Source organism: Paraburkholderia sp. RL17-337-BIB-A (genome assembly GCF_046025895.1).
Lineage (GTDB): Bacteria > Pseudomonadota > Gammaproteobacteria > Burkholderiales > Burkholderiaceae > Paraburkholderia > Paraburkholderia fungorum_C.
Window position 1 is genome coordinate 62054 of sequence record NZ_JARESY010000002.1, and the last position, 20292, is coordinate 82345.

The 20292-nt window shown below is 60.9% G+C and carries 17 protein-coding genes and 1 pseudogene; 10 read left to right on the forward strand and 8 right to left on the reverse strand.

The window, feature by feature from the left end; all coding sequences use genetic code 11:
* The first annotated feature begins 192 nt into the window (after positions 1-192).
* Positions 193-609 (forward strand): rubredoxin, encoded by a 417-nt coding sequence (locus P0D84_RS21290; RefSeq protein WP_408340107.1) that lies wholly within the window; start codon positions 193-195, stop codon positions 607-609.
* On the opposite strand, the gene P0D84_RS21295 is transcribed toward P0D84_RS21290, so the two are convergent.
* From P0D84_RS21295 to P0D84_RS21305, 3 genes are all read right to left on the reverse strand, one after another.
* Positions 606-1451 (reverse strand): oxidoreductase, encoded by an 846-nt coding sequence (locus P0D84_RS21295; RefSeq protein ID WP_408340109.1) that lies wholly within the window; start codon positions 1449-1451, stop codon positions 606-608. The two genes, P0D84_RS21290 and P0D84_RS21295, sit on opposite strands and share 4 nt — an antisense overlap.
* Positions 1452-1529: 78 nt before the next feature.
* On the reverse strand, positions 1530-1661 hold the full coding sequence (locus P0D84_RS21300; protein ID WP_408340111.1) for a hypothetical protein: 132 nt from the start codon (positions 1659-1661) through the stop codon (positions 1530-1532).
* A 102-nt stretch (positions 1662-1763) separates the two neighbouring features.
* Positions 1764-2684 carry a LysR substrate-binding domain-containing protein gene (locus tag P0D84_RS21305; RefSeq protein WP_408340113.1) on the reverse strand — a complete coding sequence of 307 codons (921 nt, stop codon included), beginning with the start codon at positions 2682-2684 and terminating at the stop codon, positions 1764-1766.
* Between the two features lie 126 nt (positions 2685-2810).
* Between P0D84_RS21305 and P0D84_RS21310 the strand changes: the two genes are divergently transcribed.
* Positions 2811-3578 carry a transporter substrate-binding domain-containing protein gene (locus P0D84_RS21310; RefSeq protein ID WP_408340115.1) on the forward strand — a complete coding sequence of 256 codons (768 nt, stop codon included), beginning with the start codon at positions 2811-2813 and terminating at the stop codon, positions 3576-3578.
* A 39-nt stretch (positions 3579-3617) separates the two neighbouring features.
* Positions 3618-4736: a succinylglutamate desuccinylase/aspartoacylase family protein gene (locus P0D84_RS21315; RefSeq protein ID WP_408340117.1), complete on the forward strand. Its 1119-nt coding sequence runs from the start codon at positions 3618-3620 to the stop codon at positions 4734-4736.
* 44 nt (positions 4737-4780) lie between these two features.
* Here P0D84_RS21315 and P0D84_RS21320 read toward each other — a convergent pair.
* Positions 4781-5743: pseudogene (locus P0D84_RS21320) on the reverse strand (type VI secretion IcmF C-terminal domain-containing protein); the annotation flags it as partial.
* A gap of 10 nt (positions 5744-5753) precedes the next feature.
* Here P0D84_RS21320 and P0D84_RS21325 point away from each other — a divergent pair.
* Positions 5754-5864, forward strand: a complete 111-nt coding sequence (locus P0D84_RS21325; RefSeq protein WP_408340119.1) for an Imm8 family immunity protein — start codon at positions 5754-5756, stop codon at positions 5862-5864.
* Between the two features lie 231 nt (positions 5865-6095).
* Positions 6096-6458 carry an immunity 8 family protein gene (locus P0D84_RS21330; RefSeq protein WP_408340121.1) on the forward strand — a complete coding sequence of 121 codons (363 nt, stop codon included), beginning with the start codon at positions 6096-6098 and terminating at the stop codon, positions 6456-6458.
* Positions 6459-6680: 222 nt separating this feature from the next.
* Here the strand turns inward: P0D84_RS21330 and P0D84_RS21335 are convergent, their stop codons facing one another.
* From P0D84_RS21335 to P0D84_RS21345, 3 genes are all read right to left on the reverse strand, one after another.
* Positions 6681-7076 (reverse strand): hypothetical protein, encoded by a 396-nt coding sequence (locus P0D84_RS21335; RefSeq protein WP_408340123.1) that lies wholly within the window; start codon positions 7074-7076, stop codon positions 6681-6683.
* A gap of 420 nt (positions 7077-7496) precedes the next feature.
* Entirely contained in the window at positions 7497-9650 is a 2154-nt protein-coding gene (locus P0D84_RS21340; protein WP_408340125.1) for a phosphocholine-specific phospholipase C, read from the reverse strand.
* Between the two features lie 60 nt (positions 9651-9710).
* Positions 9711-10154, reverse strand: a complete 444-nt coding sequence (locus tag P0D84_RS21345; protein WP_408340127.1) for a hypothetical protein — start codon at positions 10152-10154, stop codon at positions 9711-9713.
* 129 nt (positions 10155-10283) lie between these two features.
* Here P0D84_RS21345 and P0D84_RS21350 point away from each other — a divergent pair, with 129 nt between their 5' ends.
* The 5 genes from P0D84_RS21350 (at position 10284) to P0D84_RS21370 (ending at position 18655) form a co-directional block, all read left to right on the forward strand.
* Positions 10284-12452 carry an amylo-alpha-1,6-glucosidase gene (locus P0D84_RS21350; RefSeq protein WP_408340129.1) on the forward strand — a complete coding sequence of 723 codons (2169 nt, stop codon included), beginning with the start codon at positions 10284-10286 and terminating at the stop codon, positions 12450-12452.
* A 51-nt stretch (positions 12453-12503) separates the two neighbouring features.
* Positions 12504-15299 (forward strand): MGH1-like glycoside hydrolase domain-containing protein, encoded by a 2796-nt coding sequence (locus P0D84_RS21355; protein WP_408340132.1) that lies wholly within the window; start codon positions 12504-12506, stop codon positions 15297-15299.
* Positions 15300-15449: 150 nt separating this feature from the next.
* The gene (zwf, locus tag P0D84_RS21360) at positions 15450-17063 is read left to right on the forward strand and encodes a glucose-6-phosphate dehydrogenase (protein WP_408340134.1); all 1614 of its coding nucleotides are present in this window, start codon (positions 15450-15452) and stop codon (positions 17061-17063) included.
* Positions 17064-17186: 123 nt separating this feature from the next.
* Positions 17187-17945 (forward strand): ROK family protein, encoded by a 759-nt coding sequence (locus tag P0D84_RS21365; protein ID WP_408345882.1) that lies wholly within the window; start codon positions 17187-17189, stop codon positions 17943-17945.
* 140 nt (positions 17946-18085) lie between these two features.
* The gene (locus P0D84_RS21370) at positions 18086-18655 is read left to right on the forward strand and encodes a YbhB/YbcL family Raf kinase inhibitor-like protein (RefSeq protein WP_408340136.1); all 570 of its coding nucleotides are present in this window, start codon (positions 18086-18088) and stop codon (positions 18653-18655) included.
* Between the two features lie 237 nt (positions 18656-18892).
* Here P0D84_RS21370 and P0D84_RS21375 read toward each other — a convergent pair whose 3' ends face one another.
* On the reverse strand, positions 18893-19888 hold the full coding sequence (locus P0D84_RS21375; RefSeq protein ID WP_408340138.1) for an aldo/keto reductase: 996 nt from the start codon (positions 19886-19888) through the stop codon (positions 18893-18895).
* Positions 19889-20292 lie beyond the last annotated feature (404 nt).

The following is a 20292-nucleotide window of genomic DNA, read 5'->3' on the forward strand; positions in this document are numbered from 1 at the left end:
TACGCAACAAATCCCTACCGCATCCCGTAAGTCCCTCACTCTGCTGCAACTGCTGGGCCTCATTGGCGCCGCTGGACTGATCGCAGCCATCGTGCTGAACCAGTTCGTCTGATCCCGCCACGAAGCCTTCGCTTCAAGCACCCGACCCTAGACCGGCGCTCGCCGCCGGCTTCATCGATATTCCGATTTGCCATGTACAAGAAGGGCGTAGCCGTAGAAATCCAGTTTTCGCCCGAGCGGCTCAATGACGGCGCCGGCGACCCTTACTGGATTGATTTGACGCGGGCCGAAGCGCAACGGCTGTTGGAAAGCCTGCAGGTACGCCTCGCTGAAAGCGGTGTGGGGACGGTCGCGCCGATGGTGGTGAGCCTCGATGACACGCCGGCATTGCAAGGTGGCGCCGCACCGCATGCGGCGGCAGAAAGCCCGGCATCCGCGGACGACTTCAAACAATGGGTCTGCGTGATCTGCGGCTGGATCTACGATGAAGCCGCCGGCTTGCAGGAAGAAGGTATCGCGCCGGGCACCCGCTGGGCGGATGTCCCGGCCGACTGGCGTTGCCCACTATGCGACGTGGGCAAGGAAGATTTTGCGCTGGTCGAGTTTTAAGCCGGGAAATCCGCGCCAATCGTGGTGGCTTCCCAGCCATCGAAGTCGCCGCGCATGAAGTCCAGCTTCTTGCGCGCGAGTTCGAGCGCGGTCTTGCCGAGCAGCAAGCGCAGTGGCGGGTTGTCCGACAGCGCGGCGTCGATGATGGCTTGCGCGGCGCGTACCGGATCGCCCGCCTGTTTGCCGCTGCGCGCTTCGGTCTGCTTGCGGCGCTCGCCGGCCGTGGCCGCGTAGGCATCGATCACGGTTGCCGACTGCTTGATCGACGGACCTGCCCAGTTCGTGCGGAACGGACCCGGCTCGACGATCAAGACGTCGATGCCAAGCGGCTTCACCTCCGTCGCGAGCGATTCGGACAAGCCTTCCACTGCGTACTTGGTGGCATGGTAGTAGCCGGTCGCGGCGAAACTCGTAATGCCGCCAATCGACGACACGTTCACGATCAGCCCGCTGTGCTGCTCGCGCATGATCGGCAGCACGGCCTTCGTCAAGTCGACGAGACCGAACACGTTGGTCTCGAACATTGCGCGGACTTCGTCGTCCTCGCCTTCTTCGATTGCAGCGAGATAGCCGTAACCCGCGTTATTGACGAGCGCGTCGATGCGGCCGAAACGCTGTTTGGCTTGCGTGACCACGTCTTCGATCTGCGCGCGGTTCGTCACGTCAAGCGGCAGAACCAGTGCGCGATCGCCGTGTCCTTCGGCGATGTCTTTCACCTTCGACGGGTCGCGGGCGGTGACTACCGCACGCCAGCCGCGCTCCAGCACCAGCTTCGCCAATTCGCGGCCGAAGCCGGTGGAACAGCCTGTAATCAGCCAGACGGGGTTGTCTCGATTCATCATTTGGGAAACTCCTGTTGATGGGTCAAACGGCCTGTGAAACGCCACGCGGCGCAGAGATGCAGGGCATCTGCAGATAAGTTATGGTTGCTTGCGTTTGGTGCGAACGCTTAATTGTAGCCGTAGCGCGGCAGCTTCGCTTTGCAGCGCTTCGACGAACGCACCGGCCAGCGGATCGCTCCCACGGATGGCCTCCGGCGTGCCCTTGCGCATGTCAGCTGTGCTGCGCGAAGCGGCGCGGCGTACAGGTCGTCGACGTTCAGCGCCACGGTGCATCGTGGAGACCATCGCTCGCCTTGCTGCATCGATCTGGCTTCATCGCGCCCTTACCGTGCGCGTGTACGACGCAATCATCGTCGCGAGCTCCTGCGCGGCAGGGGTGACCGGAATCGCCGCGCGTTGCAACAGACAGACGTTCTGTTCAACCGCTCGCTCGAGCACATTGATTGACGTAAGTGTGCTCGCAAACGGCCCACGCTTCACGACGACCGACGCCTCCAGCGACAGGCAATCCGTCGCGCCAACCAGATGCAGCGTCTCGTACAGACCTTCCACCGTCGCGATGATTCTGGGCGGCGGCAAGCCGTGGCTCTCGAACAGATGGTTTAGACGGTTAACTTGCGGATCGTCGGTGAGGTTCGGCGAGGGCGTCGCCACCCACGTGCAATCGACGAGTTCGGCAAGTGACGTCGCCCCCGCTTTCGGGTGACCGCGACGGCAGACGATCACCGGATCGGACGGATAGAGCGGCGTGACGGACAGATCGGCCGTGTCGGTGTGCTTCGATACCAGTGCGACAGCGAAATCGAGCGTGCCTTCGCGAATCCACGAAATCATCATCCGCGAGGTGCCGGTGCGCAAATGCACCGCGACCCGCTCGAAGCGCGCGCGGAATTCCGTCAACACCGGCGCGAACGCGTCGATGAGCGGCTCGGTGGTCATGCCGAACGTGACCTCGCCCGCGTAGTCGCCGCCCAATTGCTGCACTTCCTGCTCGGCGCGCTCGCATTCGCTGAGAATCGCGCTGGCGCGCTGCAACAGCCGCTGGCCGAGCGCAGTCAGCGCGATGCCGCGGTTCGTGCGGGTGAATAAGGTCGCGCCCAGGATCGATTCGAGGTTCTGCAACTGCTGGGTGATGCCGCTCTGCGCGATGCCGAGCGCCCGCGACGCTGCGCGAATGCTGCCGTGCTCGGCGACGGCAGTGAACGCGCGCAGTTGGGAGATCGTCATTGCCATGAGGAAGCCAGTGATCGGTAAAAGTGATCATGATATTACTTTTGGGACTTCTTTGAGGCGCGGCGGCGGCTTAGGATGCCCCTGTGTTAATCCCGGTAATAGTCCGTTCACCCACACCCATTTCCCATGAAAATTCCGCTGATGATCTTGAGCGCCGCGCTGGCTTTCAGTAGTGGTGCGTTTGCCGCCGACTCCGCCACGCTGCGCCTCGGTATCGATCCGAGCTATCCGCCGATGGACGCCAAGGCGCCCGACGGCAGCTTCAAAGGTTTCGACGTCGATCTCGGCAACGAAATCTGCCGGCGCATCCATGCGCGTTGCCAGTGGGTCGAACTCGAGTTCTCCGGGATGATCCCGGCGCTCCAGGCGCGCAAGATCGACGCGATCCTTTCGTCGATGGCGATCACGGAGAAACGCGAGCAGCAGATTCTGTTTTCGTCGAAGCTGTTCCAGTTCAAATCGCGGCTGATCGCCAGGCAAGGTTCGCCGCTCGCAGCCGGGACGAATGCGCTGGCCGGCAAGCAGATCGGTGTGCAGTCGGGGACGCAGTTCGAAGGCTATGCGTTGAAGAATTGGGCGCCGCTTGGCGTGCATGTGGTCGCATACAAGAGTCAGGATGAGGTGTTTGCCGACTTGCAGAACGGCCGTCTTGATGGTGCGTTGCTCGGTTCGGTCGAAGCCGACTATGGTTTTTTGCGCACGCCGGCGGGGAAGGGATTTGCGTTTGTCGGCGAGCCGCTTTCGATGGGTGATCGTGGCGTCGGCATCGGTTTGCGTAAGGATGAGACTGCGGTGCAGGCGTCTATTAACGCGGCGATTGCTTCGATGCTGAAAGACGGGACGTATGCGCAGATCGCGAAGAAGTACTTCGACTTCGATCCGTACGGCAATTGATTTTCCGTTTTACTTCTCTTCTACAGACCTCTGGCTCCCATGAACAAGCAATCGATTCCGCTTCTATCGCCGGCTATCGGCACGCACCGCGAACTGGTGTCGTTTCATTTTGGTCCCGCGGATAGCGGGCAGAAGATTTACATCCAGTCGTCGTTGCATGCCGATGAAACGCCGGCGATGCTGACGACGGTTTTGCTTAAGCGTCGATTGCTCGAACTGGAGAAGCAGGGTGCGTTGAATGCCGAGATTGTGCTGGTGCCGGTGGCGAATCCGGTTGGGCTGGGGCAGTACGTGCTTGGGCAGTTTGTTGGGCGATTTGATCTGGGCAGTGGGAAGAACTTCAATCGGCATTTCATGCAGTTTTCGAAGTTGGTGGCGCGGGCCAAGGAGGTTTTGGGTTCGGATGCTGAGGAGAATCGGCGGATTGTTCGGGAGTTGATTGCTGCTGAGCTGGCTGAACAGAAGCCGTTGACTGAGTTTGAATCTTTGCAGTTGGCATTGCTCAAGCTCTCATTCGATGCGGATGTGGTGATCGATTTGCATTGCTCTTTGGAAGCGGCGATGCATCTCTATACCAGTGAGGCTGCTTGGCCTGAGTTCGAGCCTTTGTCACGGTATTTGGGGGCGCAGGCTTCGTTGCTGGCTACGAACTCGGGCGGGGAGTCGTTTGATGAGACGCATAGCTTGTTGTGGTGGACGCTGCAGCAGGAAATGCCTGTTGATAAGCCCGTGCCCAACGGGACGATTGCTGTGACGGTGGAGTGTCGTGGGCAGCGGGATGTTTCTTATGAAGTTGCGCAGGAAGATGCGGATGCGTTGGTTGATTATCTCGGTTGGCGCAAGGCGATTCGGGTTGATGCGGTTAAGCCATTGCCCGACTTGTTGTCGCCCGCTACGCCGCTTGCTGGCAGCGAGCAGTTCTATGCGCCTGTTAGCGGGATTCTGATTCATCGTGCGAAGATCGGGGACTCGATTCGCGTCGGGCAGGCTTTGTTCGATATCGTCGATCCGTTGACTGATGAGACGACTACGCTTGTTAGCAATACCGAGGGTGTGTTTTATATGCGGCGAGCTATTCGGTTTGTGACGGCTGGGGCGCCGCTGGGGCGGGTGACTGGGACTCGAGCGTTTCGGACTGGGGTTTTGTTGGGGGCTTGAGTTTTTTTGCCTCCCGCGTGGTTAGCCATTTTTGAATTAATAGATCACAGCGGCCTGCGGCTTTCCGGCAGCGGCGTTTCAGCGTGCTTCGCCGCGTCGAGCATTGCTTTTGGCAACGGCGGTGGGCTGTCGGTTTGTGTAGTTTTATTTGTGCTGCGTGCAGCGGCTGGGCTCCTGCCCGCAAAGATGCGCGTGGGCAGCACGAAGCCTCTGAGTGCAAGCAGTTCGAGCGGACCTTTGGCGACGTCCGTGCGCATCATGTAAGTCAACGGCCACGTCAGGTCGGCCGATGCCGGTGTGAGGGGCCCCTGGGCCGTCAGAGGCGTGGTGCCCTCCGCGTCGGCATCGGTTTCGTCGTTTGCGGTCTCGCTCGCGCCGGTTGCCGTTGCGGCGCTCGCTGTCGTGGCGTTTGCCGCAGCCGGCATGGACGCGGGCCGGTTCGCCTCTGCCGGCTTTAGCGGCTTCGGGTCCGGGGCGCCTTGCCACGTCAACTGGTAGGTCGCGCTGTCGATCGGTTCGACCCGGGCGCGCTCCAGCATTCGCACCAGCCCCCAGCGGCCGCCGTACTCGAAGTTCTTGCTGGTGCCGGCCTTTTCGGTTTGCCATTCCAGCCGGGTACCGAGGTCCTGGGGACTGTTCGACGGCCACGTCAGCGCCTGCCACGTTTCCTGTTGGTTGTAGTAGTGCAGCTTCTGGCCGTCCAGCGTGAGCAGGGTGTTCGTCAAGCCCGGTGTCGGTACCGGCTTGAACTCGAAGCGGTATTGCGGTTCGCCCTGTGCAAGCAGATGCCCGGCAATGCGCTGCAACGTGTTAACCGCCTTCAGGAATGCCGGATCGAATGCCAGTGCCTGGCTACTGGTGCTCGCCGGGACCCATTGATCGCCTTGCAGTTCCAGCACACCCGCCAGTTGGGAGCCGAGGAAGGCGCCGATCAGACCACCCTGCGGACGCAGGAAGCGCGCGAGTTCCGGCAGCGACGCATCGTTGTCGGTGTTGGCGAACGGGTACAACTGGGAGATGATCCACTCGTATCTTGAGAATCGAATTAATCGTCTCATGGCAGACGATTGGCCCGCACTTGCGCTTAAACTGAGCCGCTTTGCCGGTTGGGAATTTGAGAGTGACTAGAAGTAAGTTTTCCTCCGGATGAAAGGAAGGCGCGACTGACCGCGCCTTTTTTTCTTATGAGCGCCAGCATGGACACACTCCAGCGGGCGCCAGTGCCGCCGTAAGTTGGTCACTTCGAACGAAGCGGAGTACAAATCCGTATGCGACCACAGGCGTCCAGGCCAACCATGTCCACAAGTCAGCACCGAACAGTCGCTGGTACATCGACAACACACACTTGAACATCGCACCATGAACTTAAAAATCAAGGGGTTTTATTCCTTCGAACTGGAAGACTACCTAGACCGCTATCGGCCCATTGAACGGGACAATTTCGGCACAACAATTCGTCTCTCAATCGGCCCTGCAGATGAAAAAGGGGCGGACGATTTTCTCCTTTTTGTTTGCACACCGCAGTGGCTCTCCGAAGAGCTCGAAAGAGATTCACCTGCCCGGTGGGCGCGCCACTTCCTGATTGTCAAGGAATATGACCTCGACTTGATCACCGATCAATGTGAGCGACTGGTGCGGCGATGCTGCGGTAATGACTGGCTAACCATTGCGCAGAAGATCGCACGCTATGCGTATTGGGAGTTTGAAGACATACAACCGTAAGCGGCCGGCACACGGGTCTGATTTATGAAAAGAAGGCACGAGCAATCGCGCCTTCTTTTCTGCGTTCGTACATCGACAAGCGTCACAACGACGGCCCGAAGGAAGCCGTTTTTTGTCAGTCTTTAAGTGAATGTTTCGCGGTCCGTGGTGTCTCCACCGGCAAGCAGTTGCGGAGATTTACTGTAACTTTATTTGCCAATTCATGCCGAGCGCAGCCGTGTGTTATGCCGATGCTGTTGCGCCAGCGCCGACCTTACTGCGCGTTCTCGTGCGCGGCGCTACTGATTCGCCCATCCCTTTCCTGCGGCGCACAGCATTCGATTCCGCCTCCTCCGCATCGGCCATCACGACCGACATCCTTCCTCGCTCGATATTCGCCTCGGTTTCGTACTGATGCGCGGTACGCTCCAGCAACTCGGCAAGCAACATCTGATCGCGACGGTCGCAATGATTCATCGCGATACCTTTGCGCAGCGTTCTCGCTAGCATGGCCAACGATGAAAGCCGTTCCAGATACGTACGAGTTACCTCCAACACCTCTCCGGCAAGACGCTTATATTCAGCGGGCTTCACCGACAGGCGAGGATTCATGAATGGAACTTCAGCGGGTTTGTTCATGGCGCGATTTCCGGTGGATTCTCGAAATCGCCCGACACTCGCTATAAACGGGTGGGCGGGCACGTAGCGAGGTTGACAGGCCGGCGCTAGTTCAAACCGGCGAGCCTTGCGGCTCCCTCGCCACGGCCCGCCCGTTGAAAGGGCGTGCAGAAGCTCACGCACTGCCTGCGAAACAGGTCGTGCGGGAACCAGCATTCAGGCTGTCAAACCCGGCCGTCGAAATTGCTTCAACAGCAGCCGAAATTATAAGTGCGCTCTCTTCTTAAAATTCACTTTGTTAAGCTAACTATCTAACTTTGGCCAATCGGCCTAAGACCGATGCAAAGTTCCCTCAATGCAACAAATCAACCACCCGAGCTTCGATCAAGCGCCGCAAACAACGCAGCCGCCCAACCGAAGCCCTGCTGTCATTACCAGCCCTTAATTCACCACCAAAACCGGCGCCACAGCCGCCGGATCACTAATACTCGGCCGCCCATTCTCCACATGCCCAGCCAAACGACGCGAGAAGCTAGCGTCATCATTACTCGTCACCGTCAAGTCATACCAGTGATGGCTCGACGCCAGCACCCAGGCCTCTTCGATATTCGCCCCGGCCGGCACCAGCACCGGACGCGTCCGCGCCCCATACGCGTTATCCGTCACCGTCATCCGCGCAATACCGCCACCGCCATTGCTGAACTTCAAAAACACATTCCCGTTCGCAACATCGTATTGCACCTTGATTTCCGGCAGCGCGGGCTTATTGTTGCCATGCCATCCCGCAGCCTGCGCGGTCTGCGCCGTCGCCTGCTGCGTATTACCCGCGAACTTCCGCACAAAACCATTCGGCCCAAACACCTCGAACGCGTACACACCGTTCGTCGTCGTCAGATCGAAGGTCTCGCTGAGCGACTTGCCGGCCTCGACGGTATAACGCCACGGACCATCCGTGCGATTCGTCGCGTACACGTAGAAATGCGCACCTTGATCGCCGGTATTGGCAATCACGATCTGGAACGTGTTCTTCTTCGCATCCGCTTGCCCGTTCACATGCAACTCATACGGCAACGCGCGCGCGAAACGAATACCACTTTCCTGCGGATCGATCACACCCGGCGTCGCGGGCACGGTCGGTTTCGGCTGCGTCGCGCATTGGTTGTCGGCGATGCTCTTGTAGTTGCTCGTGTCCGGCAGCGGCGGCACTTTCGAATCCGGCGTGCGGAAGTCGAACGCCGTCGTCAAGTCGCCGCACACCGCGCGGCGCCATTGCGTGATGTTCGGCTCCTGCACGCCAAAGCGCGTTTCGATGAAGCGAATCACCGACGTATGATCGAACACCTGCGAACACACAAAACCGCCCTTGGTCCACGGCGACACGATCGTCATCGGTACGCGCGGGCCGAGGCCGTAGGGCAGACCGTCCGCGGTATAGCTACCGCCGCGTCCCGGATTCACGACGTTGTGAATTTCGCCTTCCGTGCTGACCGTCGACTGCCCTTGCGCGGGCGTCGTTGCCGGTTGCGGCGGCACGAGGTGATCGAAGAAGCCGTCGTTCTCGTCGTACATGATGAACAGCACGGTCTTGCTCCACACCTCGGGATTCGACGTCAATGCATCGAGAATCTGCGACGTGTATTCCGCGCCGTACGCGGGCGTATAGCTCGGGTGCTCGGAGTACGCAGCCGGCGGGCACAACCACGACACTTGCGGCAGCTTGTTCGCCAGCACGTCGGCCTTCAGGTCGTCGATAGTACGCACGGTTTGCGCGCGCTCATACAACGGCGAACCCGGCTGCGCGTTGACGAAGTTCGTGAAGTTCTGCAGGATGTTGGTGCCGTAGTTGCCGTTCAACGGATCGGCGCCGGTCAAACCCTGCTGATACACCTGCCAGGAAATGCCCGCCGCTTGCAGACGTTCCGGGTACGTCGTCCACGAGAGCAATTGATATTTCGGCGGACCGTCGCCGTCGACGAAATCGTTGTTGTCGAGCAGCGGACCGCCCTGCGTGCCGGTCGGATCGACCATGCCGCTCATCAGATACGCCCGGTTCGGGTGCGTCGGTCCCGCCAGCGAACAGAAGTAAGCGTCGCAGATGGTGAACGCATCGGCCAGCGCGTAGTGGAACGGAAGGTCGCTGCGCAGGTGATAGCCCATCGTCATGTCGGTCTTGTTCGCGGGCCACTGATCATAGCGCCCGTTGTTAATCGCGGCATGGGTTGGATACCAGTTGTGGTCGAGATCGCCGAGACATTGCGCACTGGTGGTCGCCGTGTTCAGATGGAACGGCAGCACCGGTTGGGTCGGGTCTTCCTTCGACGGTTGATACCACACCGGCTTGCCGCCTGGGAGCGGAATCGGGAAGCGGTCGTTATAGCCACGCACGCCGCGTATATGGCCGAAGTAGTGGTCGAACGAGCGGTTCTCCTGCATGAACACGACGATGTGCTCGACATCGCGAATCGTGCCGGTGCGCGAAAATGCGGGCACGGCAAGTGCGTTGCGAATCGATTCGGGCAGCGCGGTCAGCGCGGCAGCAGCGCCGGCGGATGAAGCCACGGTCTGCAGGAAACGGCGACGGCTAGTTGATGTCATCGAAATATCACCTTCTGCGGGGAGGAAAAATAGCGCGCCTTGCGCGCCAGTGGAATCAGGTCAATTGCTGCTGGCGTTGTCGCCCGGTGCGTAATGCATCACGGGCGCGATTTGCTGGCTGTCGGCAGCAAGGTTGGCTTGCATGTTTTGTGTGATCGGGTCGGACGCCGCGGCGGGCCCGGCTGCGAGCGATGTCGACGCATTGAGCATGTCGGTCGCGGGATTGATTGCTGAACTTTGCGCGACATCGTTGTTAGCAACGCCCGGCGATAAAGGCGTCATCGCGGCGTTTTGTGCGGCATCGCTATTGGCCGCAGTCGTCGATGAAGACGAAGGCGCGGCGTCGTCCGCGCCACAGCCGCTTAGCGTGGAAGTTGCAACTGCAACAAAAATGGTAATAGCGAGGAGGGCGTGTCTTCTCATGTCTGCATCCGACTTGGTGATGGCGGATGCAGTCTCTAATTCTTTCAAGAAATAATTGTGAAACGTTTGCGAGTGAATCAATTTGCATCGCAATGTTGGTTGTTCGAAAGGAATTGGAAAGCAGTAAGCAGGAGAATGGTCACGTTAGCGCCATACGGCGAAAGCCCAGGCACACCGAACGATTGGCGATTTTCATATCCCGGTAAGTTCATGACACGCATCGAACACCCTTTCGACATCACGCGTCTCGAAGACGAATGGCTTGAGGCAGACGGCTTCGGCGGCTTCGCATCGGGAACCGTCGGCACGCCGCGCACGCGCCGCTATCACGCGTTGCTGCTTACGGCCACGCGCGCGCCCGGCGGCCGCGTGGTCCTCGTCAATGGTGTGGAAGCCTGGATCGAAGCGGACGGTCAGCGTTATCCATTGAGCATGCAGCGATACATGCCGGACGTGATCTATCCGGACCTGACGGCGAGTCTTCTCGCATTCGACACCGACCCGTGGCCGACATGGCGTTTGCAACTCGATCCGCACACCACGCTGATAGCGGAAGTGTTCGTGAGCAAGGCAACACGCGAAACGGTTTTGCGTTGGCGGTTGCAGAGCGACGAGGCGGATGCTCCAGCGAAAGCGTTCAATCTGAAAGTCAGGCCCCTGCTTTCCGGCCGCGACTACCACGCGCTGCACCATGAAAACCCCGTGTTCAACTTCAACGCGCAGACAAGCAGCGACGCGGCATGCGTGAATTGGCAACCCTACGGTGACCTGCCGATCATCAATGCGGTGACCAATGGCACGTACGCGCACGCGCCTGACTGGTACCGAAACTTCTGCTACGTGCGCGAGCGAGAGCGCGGCCTCGATTTCAGCGAGGACCTCGCCACGCCCGGCGTATTCAGCTTCAACCTCGCCGATGGCGAAGCGGTGATGATCCTGAGCGCGTCGATCGCATCATCGGCGTCGGCAGTACCCTCGTCGGCAACATCTGCGACATCTGCAACGGAGGTGGCAGGCGCGCAGGCAGTCGCCGCGTATGCAGCGGAGTCGGTCGGCGCAGCCGCTCTTTCAACGAGTCAGGTCGGCGCGAAGACCGCCGCCGGCTACCAGACGAACTCTGCGAGCACACAACCGGCCGCCGCCGACACAGCAGACTCCGCAACCACAAACCCAGCCGCCGCCCACGCAACCCAACTCGCCCACACCGAACAACAACGCCGCAGCGCACTCGGCTCCCGCCTCGAACGTTCCGCCGACGCCTACGTCGTAGCGCGCAACGAAGGCCGCACGATCCTCGCCGGCTTTCCATGGTTCACGGATTGGGGCCGCGACACGTTCATCGCCATGCGCGGCCTGCTGATCGCGACGGGCCGCCTCGCCGAAGCCGAGGCGATCCTGCTCGAATGGTCGGGCACCTTGTCCGAGGGCATGCTACCGAATCGCTTTCCCGACTACGGCGACACCCCGGAGTACAACTCCGTCGATGCATCCTTATGGTTCGTCATCGCCGTCCACGACTATCTGGCGACGAAGCACGCAAAAGCCGACACCCGAACACGTCTCCAACAGGCAGTGGAAACCATCCTCACGGGCTATACGAACGGCACGCGCTTCAACATCAAGGCATCCGCCGATGACGGCCTCCTGAGCGCCGGCGTCCCCGGCGTGCAACTCACGTGGATGGACGCGAAGGTCGGCGACTGGGTGGTCACGCCGCGCATCGGCAAACCCGTGGAAGTGCAGGCGCTCTGGATCAACGCATTGCGCATTGCAGCAACATGGAATCCGCACTGGCAACCGTCCGCGGAACGAGCGGTGCAAGCGTTCCATGAACGCTTTACCGATCCGTCGACACAAGCGCTTTTCGACAACGTCGACGTGGACTTCGAGAAAGGCAGCATCGATCGCTCAATCCGCCCGAACCAGATCTTCGCCGTGGGCGGTCTGCCGTTTCCGTTACTCGATGGCGCGGCGGCGCGCGCGGTGCTTGACCAGGTCGAAGCGCAGTTGCTCACGCCGCTTGGCGTCAGAACGCTTGCCCCGTCCGATCCAGCCTACCGTGGGCACTACGGCGGCTCCCCGCTGGAGCGCGATGGCGCCTATCATCAAGGAACGGTCTGGCCATGGCTGTTAGGCCCGTTCGTGGAAGCATGGCTACGGGTTCACGGTGCCGGGCCGGACGCCCGTGCACAAGCCAAAGCGCGCTTTCTCGACCCGCTGTACGCCCATCTCGATCACGCAGGACTCGACCATCTGTCCGAAATCGCCGACGGCGACGCGCCGCACACGCCCGCCGGCACGCCGTTTCAGGCGTGGTCGCTGGGCGAGTTGCTGCGCATCGAAACCCTGCTTGCCGGCCGGGAGCCCATCGCCGCTTAAACCGCGCTACGATGTGAGTCCCGCCGCCAAGCCCGACGCAAGGACGTAGTCATGCCACCGCTACGCGCTGCCAATCTGCTCGACACCATCGAAGGTTCACGGCTGCATTCAGCCGACTGCGCCCATTGGCAGCGCTGGGGGCCGTATCTCAGCGAGCGTCAGTGGGGCACGGTGCGCGAGGATTACAGTCCGGACGGCACCGCCTGGGACTACTTTCCGCACGACCACGCGCGCAGCCGCGCTTACCGTTGGGGCGAAGACGGCATTGCCGGTTTCGGCGACGACAAACTCAGCTGGTGCGTGTCGCTCGCGCTGTGGAACCGCAAGGATCCGATCATCAAGGAACGTCTGTTCGGGCTCACCAACGCACAGGGCAATCATGGCGAGGACGTGAAGGAGCTGTATTTCTACGTCGATGGCACACCTACGCATTCGTACATGCGCATGCTCTACAAGTACCCGCATGCCGCCTTTCCGTACGACGACCTGGTTCGGGAAAACGCGCGACGCGATGGTGACATGCCTGAGTACGAGATTCTCGATACCGGCGTATTCGACGATCTGTGTTACTTCGACGTGCAGGTCGAATACGCGAAACATGCGCCCGACGACATCCTGATGCGCGTGACGATCGAGAATCGTGCGGACCAGGCGGCCTCGCTCGATGTGTTGCCGCAGATCTGGGCGCGCAATTCGTGGTCGTGGAAGGAGAACAAGGACAAGCCGTCGCTTGTCGCAGGCCAGGACCACAACGGTGAAACCCATGTGGTCGGCCGGCAGCATGGCCATGAGCCGATCGTCGTGACGGCGTGGTCGAAAGACGCACCGCAGATGGCGTGGCTGTTCTGCGAGAACGATACCAACGTCAAGCGGCTGTTCAACATAGAAGGCACCGGACCGTTCAAGGACGGCTTCAACGACTACCTCGTACACGGCGACGAACAGGCAGTACGCCGCGACGCCGGCACCAAGGCGGCCGCGCATGCGTCGCTTGAACTCGCTCCGCATGGCCGCGCTGTGGTGTACATGCGCTGGCGTCCGCAGTCGTGTCCCGACGATACCCAGCTGGATGCCGATGCCGTGTTCGCCCACCGCATTGCCGAGGCGGATGAATTCTATGGCGCGCTGCAACACGAGATCGACGAGCCCGATGCGCGCCTCGTGCAGCGTCAGGCGCTCGCCGGCATGCTGTGGTCCAAGCAGTACTACCAGTACGACGTGCACCGCTGGCTCGAAGGCGATCCGCTGCAGCCCAAATCGTCCGCGAATCGCAAACACGGCCGCAATTCGGAGTGGCAGCATCTCTGCAACGCCGACATCGTGTCGATGCCCGACAAGTGGGAATACCCGTGGTACGCGTCATGGGACCTGGCGTTTCACGCGGCCGCGTTCGCGCTGATCGATCCGGCGTTCGCCAAGCGTCAATTGCTGTTGCTGGTGAAGGACCGCTATCAGCATCCGAACGGCCAGCTGCCCGCCTACGAATGGGCGCTCGGCGACGTGAATCCGCCGGTGCACGCCTGGGCCGCGTGGCGCGTCTATGAAATCGACCGCGCGCTGACCGGCAAGGCGGATCGCGATTTTCTGGAGCTTGTTTTTCACAAGCTGCTGCTGAATTTCTCGTGGTGGGTGAACCGTAAGGACGCGGACGGCCGGAATATTTTTCAGGGTGGCTTTCTTGGCCTCGACAACGTGGGCATGTTCGACCGCTCGTCGCCGCTGCCCACCGGCGGCCATATCGATCAGTCGGACGGGACCGCGTGGATGGCCGCGTACGCGCTCGACCTGATGCGTATCGCGCTCGAACTGGCGTATGCGAACCATGTGTTCGTCGATATCGGCGTGAAGTTTTTCGAGCACTTCCTGTATATCGCCGAGGCCGTGAGTTGCGACGACGACTGCGAGACCGGTCTATGGGATACCGAAGACGAATTCTTCTACGACAAACTGCACCTGCCCGACGGCACCAGCGTGCCGATGCGGTTGCGCTCGATCGTCGGCCTGATTCCGCTGTTCGCCGTGCACGTGCTCGAAGAGCGTTTGCATGGTCACCTGCCGGGTCTGCGCGAGCGGCTCGTCTGGTTCCTCGAACATCGTCCCGATCTGGCGAAGCTGGTCTCACGCTGGAACGAGCCCGGCAAGGGTAATGCCTTGCTGCTCTCGCTGTTGCGCGGGCATCGGATGAAAGCGTTGCTGCGCCGTGCGCTCGACGAAAGCGAATTTCTCTCCGATCACGGCGTGCGGGCGTTGTCGCGCTTTCATCGCGACAACCCGTTCGTGTTCACGCACAACGACACCAGCGTCACTGTCAAGTATCTGCCGGCCGAATCCGACACGCGCGTGTTCGGCGGCAATTCGAACTGGCGCGGGCCAGTGTGGATGCCGGTGAACTATCTGCTGATTGAGTCGCTGTACGAATTTCATCGCTATTACGGCGACGATTTCCGCATCGAGTATCCGACCGGCTCCGGGCAGAAGTTCTCGCTCTGCGAAATCGGCGACAAACTGGCGCGCCGGGCGACCACGCTGTTCCTCAAGGACAAAAACGGTGAACGTCCGGTGATGGGCGCGTATCCGCTCTTGCAGGCCGACCCGCGTTCGTGCGATCTGGTGCTGTTCCATGAGTATTTTCACGGCGACAACGGCCGTGGCGTGGGCGCCTCGCATCAGACCGGCTGGACCGGGCTGGTGGCGTTGCTCCTGCAACCGAGAGTGATGGCCGCGTCGGGCAATGTGCCGCTGGCCAGCGAGTCGGACCAGGCGCCGATTCCAACGTCGACCACGGTGCCCGCGCCCGAGTCCGCGTCCGAGCCTGCGCCTGCGCTGACCACCGCGGTGGCCAAATAGCGCGTGGCGACGCAGCCGCGCACGAGGTTGCATAGGCGATACAGCGCGCGGCATGGAAAGGTTTAGCAGTTGTTTTTGAACTGTGCTGGTTCAAGCGTGGTCTTTCATGTACCGCCACGTCCGTTCCATTGGCTTCCTTAAGCGAATCCCATGTCGACCACTCCGAATACCCAAACCTCCCCCCGCCCCGACGCCGGCCACGAACCCAGTTGCAAAGTCAGCGCGAGCCCGCATGATGCGCCGCCCTCGCCGGCGGGCAAGCGGCCTGCGCCGCCTTGCACGCTGGTGATCTTCGGTGCGGGCGGCGACCTGACCAAACGCTTGCTGATGCCCGCGCTCTACAACCTTGCGGTGGACGGCCTGCTCGACGGCGGCATGAAGATCATCGGCGTGAACCACGGCGAGCGCGAAACGAGCGAATGGCGCGAGGACTTGCACACGTCGCTGCAACAGTTCGCCGCCGACAAGGCCAGCACCTTCCACGCCGGCAAGCTCGACGACAAAGCGTGGGACTGGGTCGCGCAACGGCTCGAATACATGGCCGGCGAATTCGAAACCGACGACACCTTCACGAAGCTCAAGCAAAAATTCGATCAAGCGCCGGGCGGCAACGTGATTTTTTACCTGGCGGTCAGTTCGCACTTTTTCAAACCGATCGTCGAACATCTGGGCAAGGCGGGCTTGCTGAAAGAAGGCGAGAGCGGCAGCGGCGGCTTCCGCCGCATCGTGATCGAGAAGCCGTTCGGCACCGATCTCGCGTCGGCGCGCGATCTGAACGCGCATATTCTGTCCTACGCGGACGAGTCGCAGGTGTATCGCATCGATCACTTCCTCGGTAAGGACACCGTGCAGAGCATTCTCGCGGTGCGCTTTGCGAACGCGTTGTTCGAACCGATGTGGCGGCGCGAATACATCGACAGCGTGCAGATCACCGCGGCTGAAACGATCGGCGTGGAGGGGCGCGGCAAGTTCTACGAGCAGACCGGCGCGTTCCGCGACATGCTGCCGAATCACCTGTTCCAGTTGCTCGGCATGGTCGCGATGGAGCCACCCAATTCGTTCGATGCCGAAGCTGTGCGCGACAAGAAGGCTGAAATCTTCGACGCCATCCTGCCGCTGACCGCCGACGACGTCGTCTTCGGTCAGTACGAAAAGGGTCCGGCGGGCGTCGGCTATCGCGAGGAACCGGACGTCGCGCCCGACAGCACGACCGAAACCTATGCCGCCGCGCGCGTGTACGTCGAGAATTGGCGCTGGGCCGGCGTGCCGTTTTATCTGCGCACCGGTAAGCGCCTCGCCGCGCGTCGCACGGAGATCTCGGTGCAGCTGAAGCCGGTGCCGTTCCGCCTGTTTCGCGACACGCCGGTCGACGCGCTGACGCGGAACGTGCTGACCTTGCGCATCGATCCCGCGCACGGCACGAGCTTCGACTTCAATGTGAAAACGCCGGGGCCCGTGATGCAGATCGGCCCGGTGCAATCGTCGTTCGACTATGCGAACTTCTTCGCCGAACAGGCCAACGTCGGCTACGAGACTTTGCTGTATGACTGCATGCTGGGCGACGAGACACTGTTCCAGCGTGCCGACAGCATCGAAACGAGCTGGTGCGCCGTGGACGACGTGCTGCATCCGAAGACCGGCGGCGCAATGCTGGTGCGCGGCTATGCGGCGGGCAGCGAAGGCCCCGCGGAGGCGGACGCACTGCTGGCACAAAACGGCCATGCGTGGCGGCCTTTGCAAAAGCATGCAGTCGAAAAGAAGTAACTCCACTGAGACGGATCAACACAATCGGGGGACACCGTGGCCACACGTAAGACGAGTAAGGCAGGCAAGACGACTAAGCCAGGCAAGACGGCCAGGACGAAAGCAACCAGCAGTACCGAACGGATTCTGGCGATCGACGTCGGCGGCACCGGCCTGAAGGCCGCGATCATCGACGCGGACGGACAGATGAAAACCGAGCGTTTGCGCGTGGCGACGCCGCATCCCTGCACACCGGAACAACTGGTGGATGCATTGGCGACGCTGGTCGGACCGCTCGTCGAAAAGGAGCCGCCCACGCTGATGTCGATCGGCTTCCCCGGCGTGGTGCGCAACAACCGCATCCTGACGGCGCCGCATCTTGGCGTGGAAGGCTGGCACGACATTCCGCTGGCGGATTCGCTGGCGCAGCGCCTCGGCGGCTTGCCGGTGCGCATGATCAACGACGCGGAGATGCAGGGCTTTGCTGCGATCGAAGGTCATGGGCTCGAGTTCGTGCTGACGCTCGGCACGGGCGCGGGCACGGCACTGTTCCGCGACGGCGAGTTGATGCCTCACCTCGAGCTTGCGCATCATCCGGTCAGCAAGAAGGGTGTGGCGTACGACGAATACATCGGTGACGCAGCGCGTGAGAAGGTGGGCAATAAGCGCTGGAATCGCCGGGTCGAGAAGGTGATCGGGATTCTGAGTTCGCTGGTGAACTACGACAAGCTGTGGCTTGGGGGCGGCAACGCGGCGCGCTTGACGATCAGCTTGCCCGCCAACGTCGCGACTGTTTCGAACGATGCGGGCATTGAAGGCGGCGCGCGCCTGTGGCATCCGAAGTCCATACGTGAGACGCGGCAGTTGCCGGAAGCCAATGCGCGGACCGGCCGGTTCAAGTGATACGTGATTGCCGGGCGGATTCTTTGCACGTCGGCGGAATAAAGGGTTTGATCGATACGTTTGCTACCGGAGGTAGTCACGCAGATCCTTTGCGTGACTGCCGTTTTCAGGTTGGCTAACTCATACCCGGGCAATCAACGATGATTCGAAGCGATAACGCTGGCGTTGCACGACGCCTTATATTTGTCGGCATGTGCGCCGTGCTGACCTTTGCCGCTGTGAGCGCCCGCGCGGCTGACGCGTTCGCGCTGTCGTCGCCCGGATTGGCCGACGGCGGGACGCTGGACTCGAGCCATGCGGCGAGCGCGAATAATTGCGGTGGTGGGAATGTGTCGCCCGCGCTGCAATGGCGGAATGCGCCTGCCGGCACGAAGAGCTACGCGATCACGATTTTCGATCCGGACGGCGCGAAGGGATTGGGGATTGTGCACTGGATGCTGTATGGCGTCGCGCCCTCGGCGACCGGGCTGGGTGCTGGCGCTACGCCGCCGGCCGGCAGTGTGGGCGGAACGAATCGGACGGGCGGTTCGGGTTATTACGGACCGTGCCCGCCGATCGGGGAGGTGCCGCACCACTATGTCGTGCAGATTTATGCCCTTGATTTGCCGCCCGACGCACTGCAGGCAGGTCTGACGCGGGACGCTTTACAGGCGGCTATCAAGGATCATGTGCTTGCTGCTACCAGTACTGTGCTTCGGTACGGGCGATGATTTTTTTGCCTTTGGTTTTGTCTGCGCGGCGGCCGGGCAACTGGCGGCGCCGGCAAGGGCAACTTCCGCTGGCAAAGGCAACCTCGGCTGGCAAAGGCAACCTCGGCTGGCAAAGGCAACCTCGGCTGGCAAAGGCAACCTCGGCTGGCAAAGGCAACCTCGGCTGGCAAAGGCAACCTCGGCTGGCAAAGGCAACCCTGCCGGCAAAGGCAACCCCGCGCCGGCAAAGCGACCCCATTACCTGGCAGCATCACCCCATCGATATTCGTGGCTCGCCTCGTCAAGCTGCGACTTAACCTCTGCATCGAGCACAAGCTCCGAAGCCGCCAGCGTATCGCTCAACTGCTCAGCGCGACTGGCGCCAATAATTGCCGACGTAATCAGCGGATTAGCCAACACCCAGGCAAGCGAGACCCGAGTCAACGACTCGCCCGTCGACGCAGCGATCCCCTTCAACTTCTCGATCGTTTCGAACTCGCGCTGATGCCAGTACCGTTGCTGGTACATCGCGCCTGCCTTCCCGACGGTTTCGCTAAAGCGCCCGGACGTGGGCGCCGCATCCACCCGATGCTTACCCGTCAGCAAGCCACCTGCCAACGGGTTGTAAGGCATGACGGCTAATTGCTCTTCAGCCGCCAAAGGCAACAATTCCCTTTCGATCTGCCGGAACAGCAGGTTATACCGGGGTTGCACCGAGACGAAGCGCGCGACGCGCAACACATCCGCGCGCCCCAGTGCCCGTGCCAGCCGATAGGCGAGGAAATTCGACACGCCGATATAGCGCGCCTTGCCGGATCGCACGATCACATCCAACGCCTCCAACGTTTCATCAAGCGGCGTATCCGCGTCGTCGGAATGGAGCTGGTAAAGGTCCACGTAGTCCGTGCCGAGCCGCCGCAGCGATGCGTCGATGGCATCCAGCAGATGCTTGCGCGATGCGCCTTGATCCCACGGTGACGGCCCCATCTTGCCGACCGCCTTGGTCGCCAGAATGAAGCGGTCGCGTTTGCCCTTCAGCCAGCGGCCGACGATTTCCTCCGTGCGGCCGGCCACATCCTCGCTGCCGCCAAGCGGATAAACGTCCGCAGTGTCGATAAAGTTCACGCCGGCGTCCGCCGCGGTGTCGAGAATCCGCTGCGAAACGTCTTCTTCAGTCTGCAGGCCAAAGGTCATTGTGCCGAGGCACAGGCGCGAAACGGTCAGGCCTGTGTGGCCGAATTTGCGGTATTGCATAGTCATCTCCGAAGCAGGACGGAACAGTTGCGGTGTGCAGTGTTGCAAAAAGGATAAACGGTGTCGCGATTTTACGTTTGGCCGGCGGCGCGTGCAGACGCAGCTAACCGTCAGTATTTAGAAAGCTTTGCGCGCTGCTCAATTTATGTGAGCAAGTGCAACGCGTTTCCATCATCGGTGCACATCATGCGGATCGCGTCGCAGCTTCTGCGGTGAGTTCGCAGGATTTGGCGCAGTTATCTCAGATATAAGCAAATTCACCTATTCATCTGATTAACATTCAGAGTCCTTTCATGGCCTGTCGCTATACCTTACAAATACGTAATATTTGCCCGGTGCCGGCCCATCAAAAATTACGAAATCCATACGTTTGTAAAAAAAAGAAACAATTCAATTACACCAGG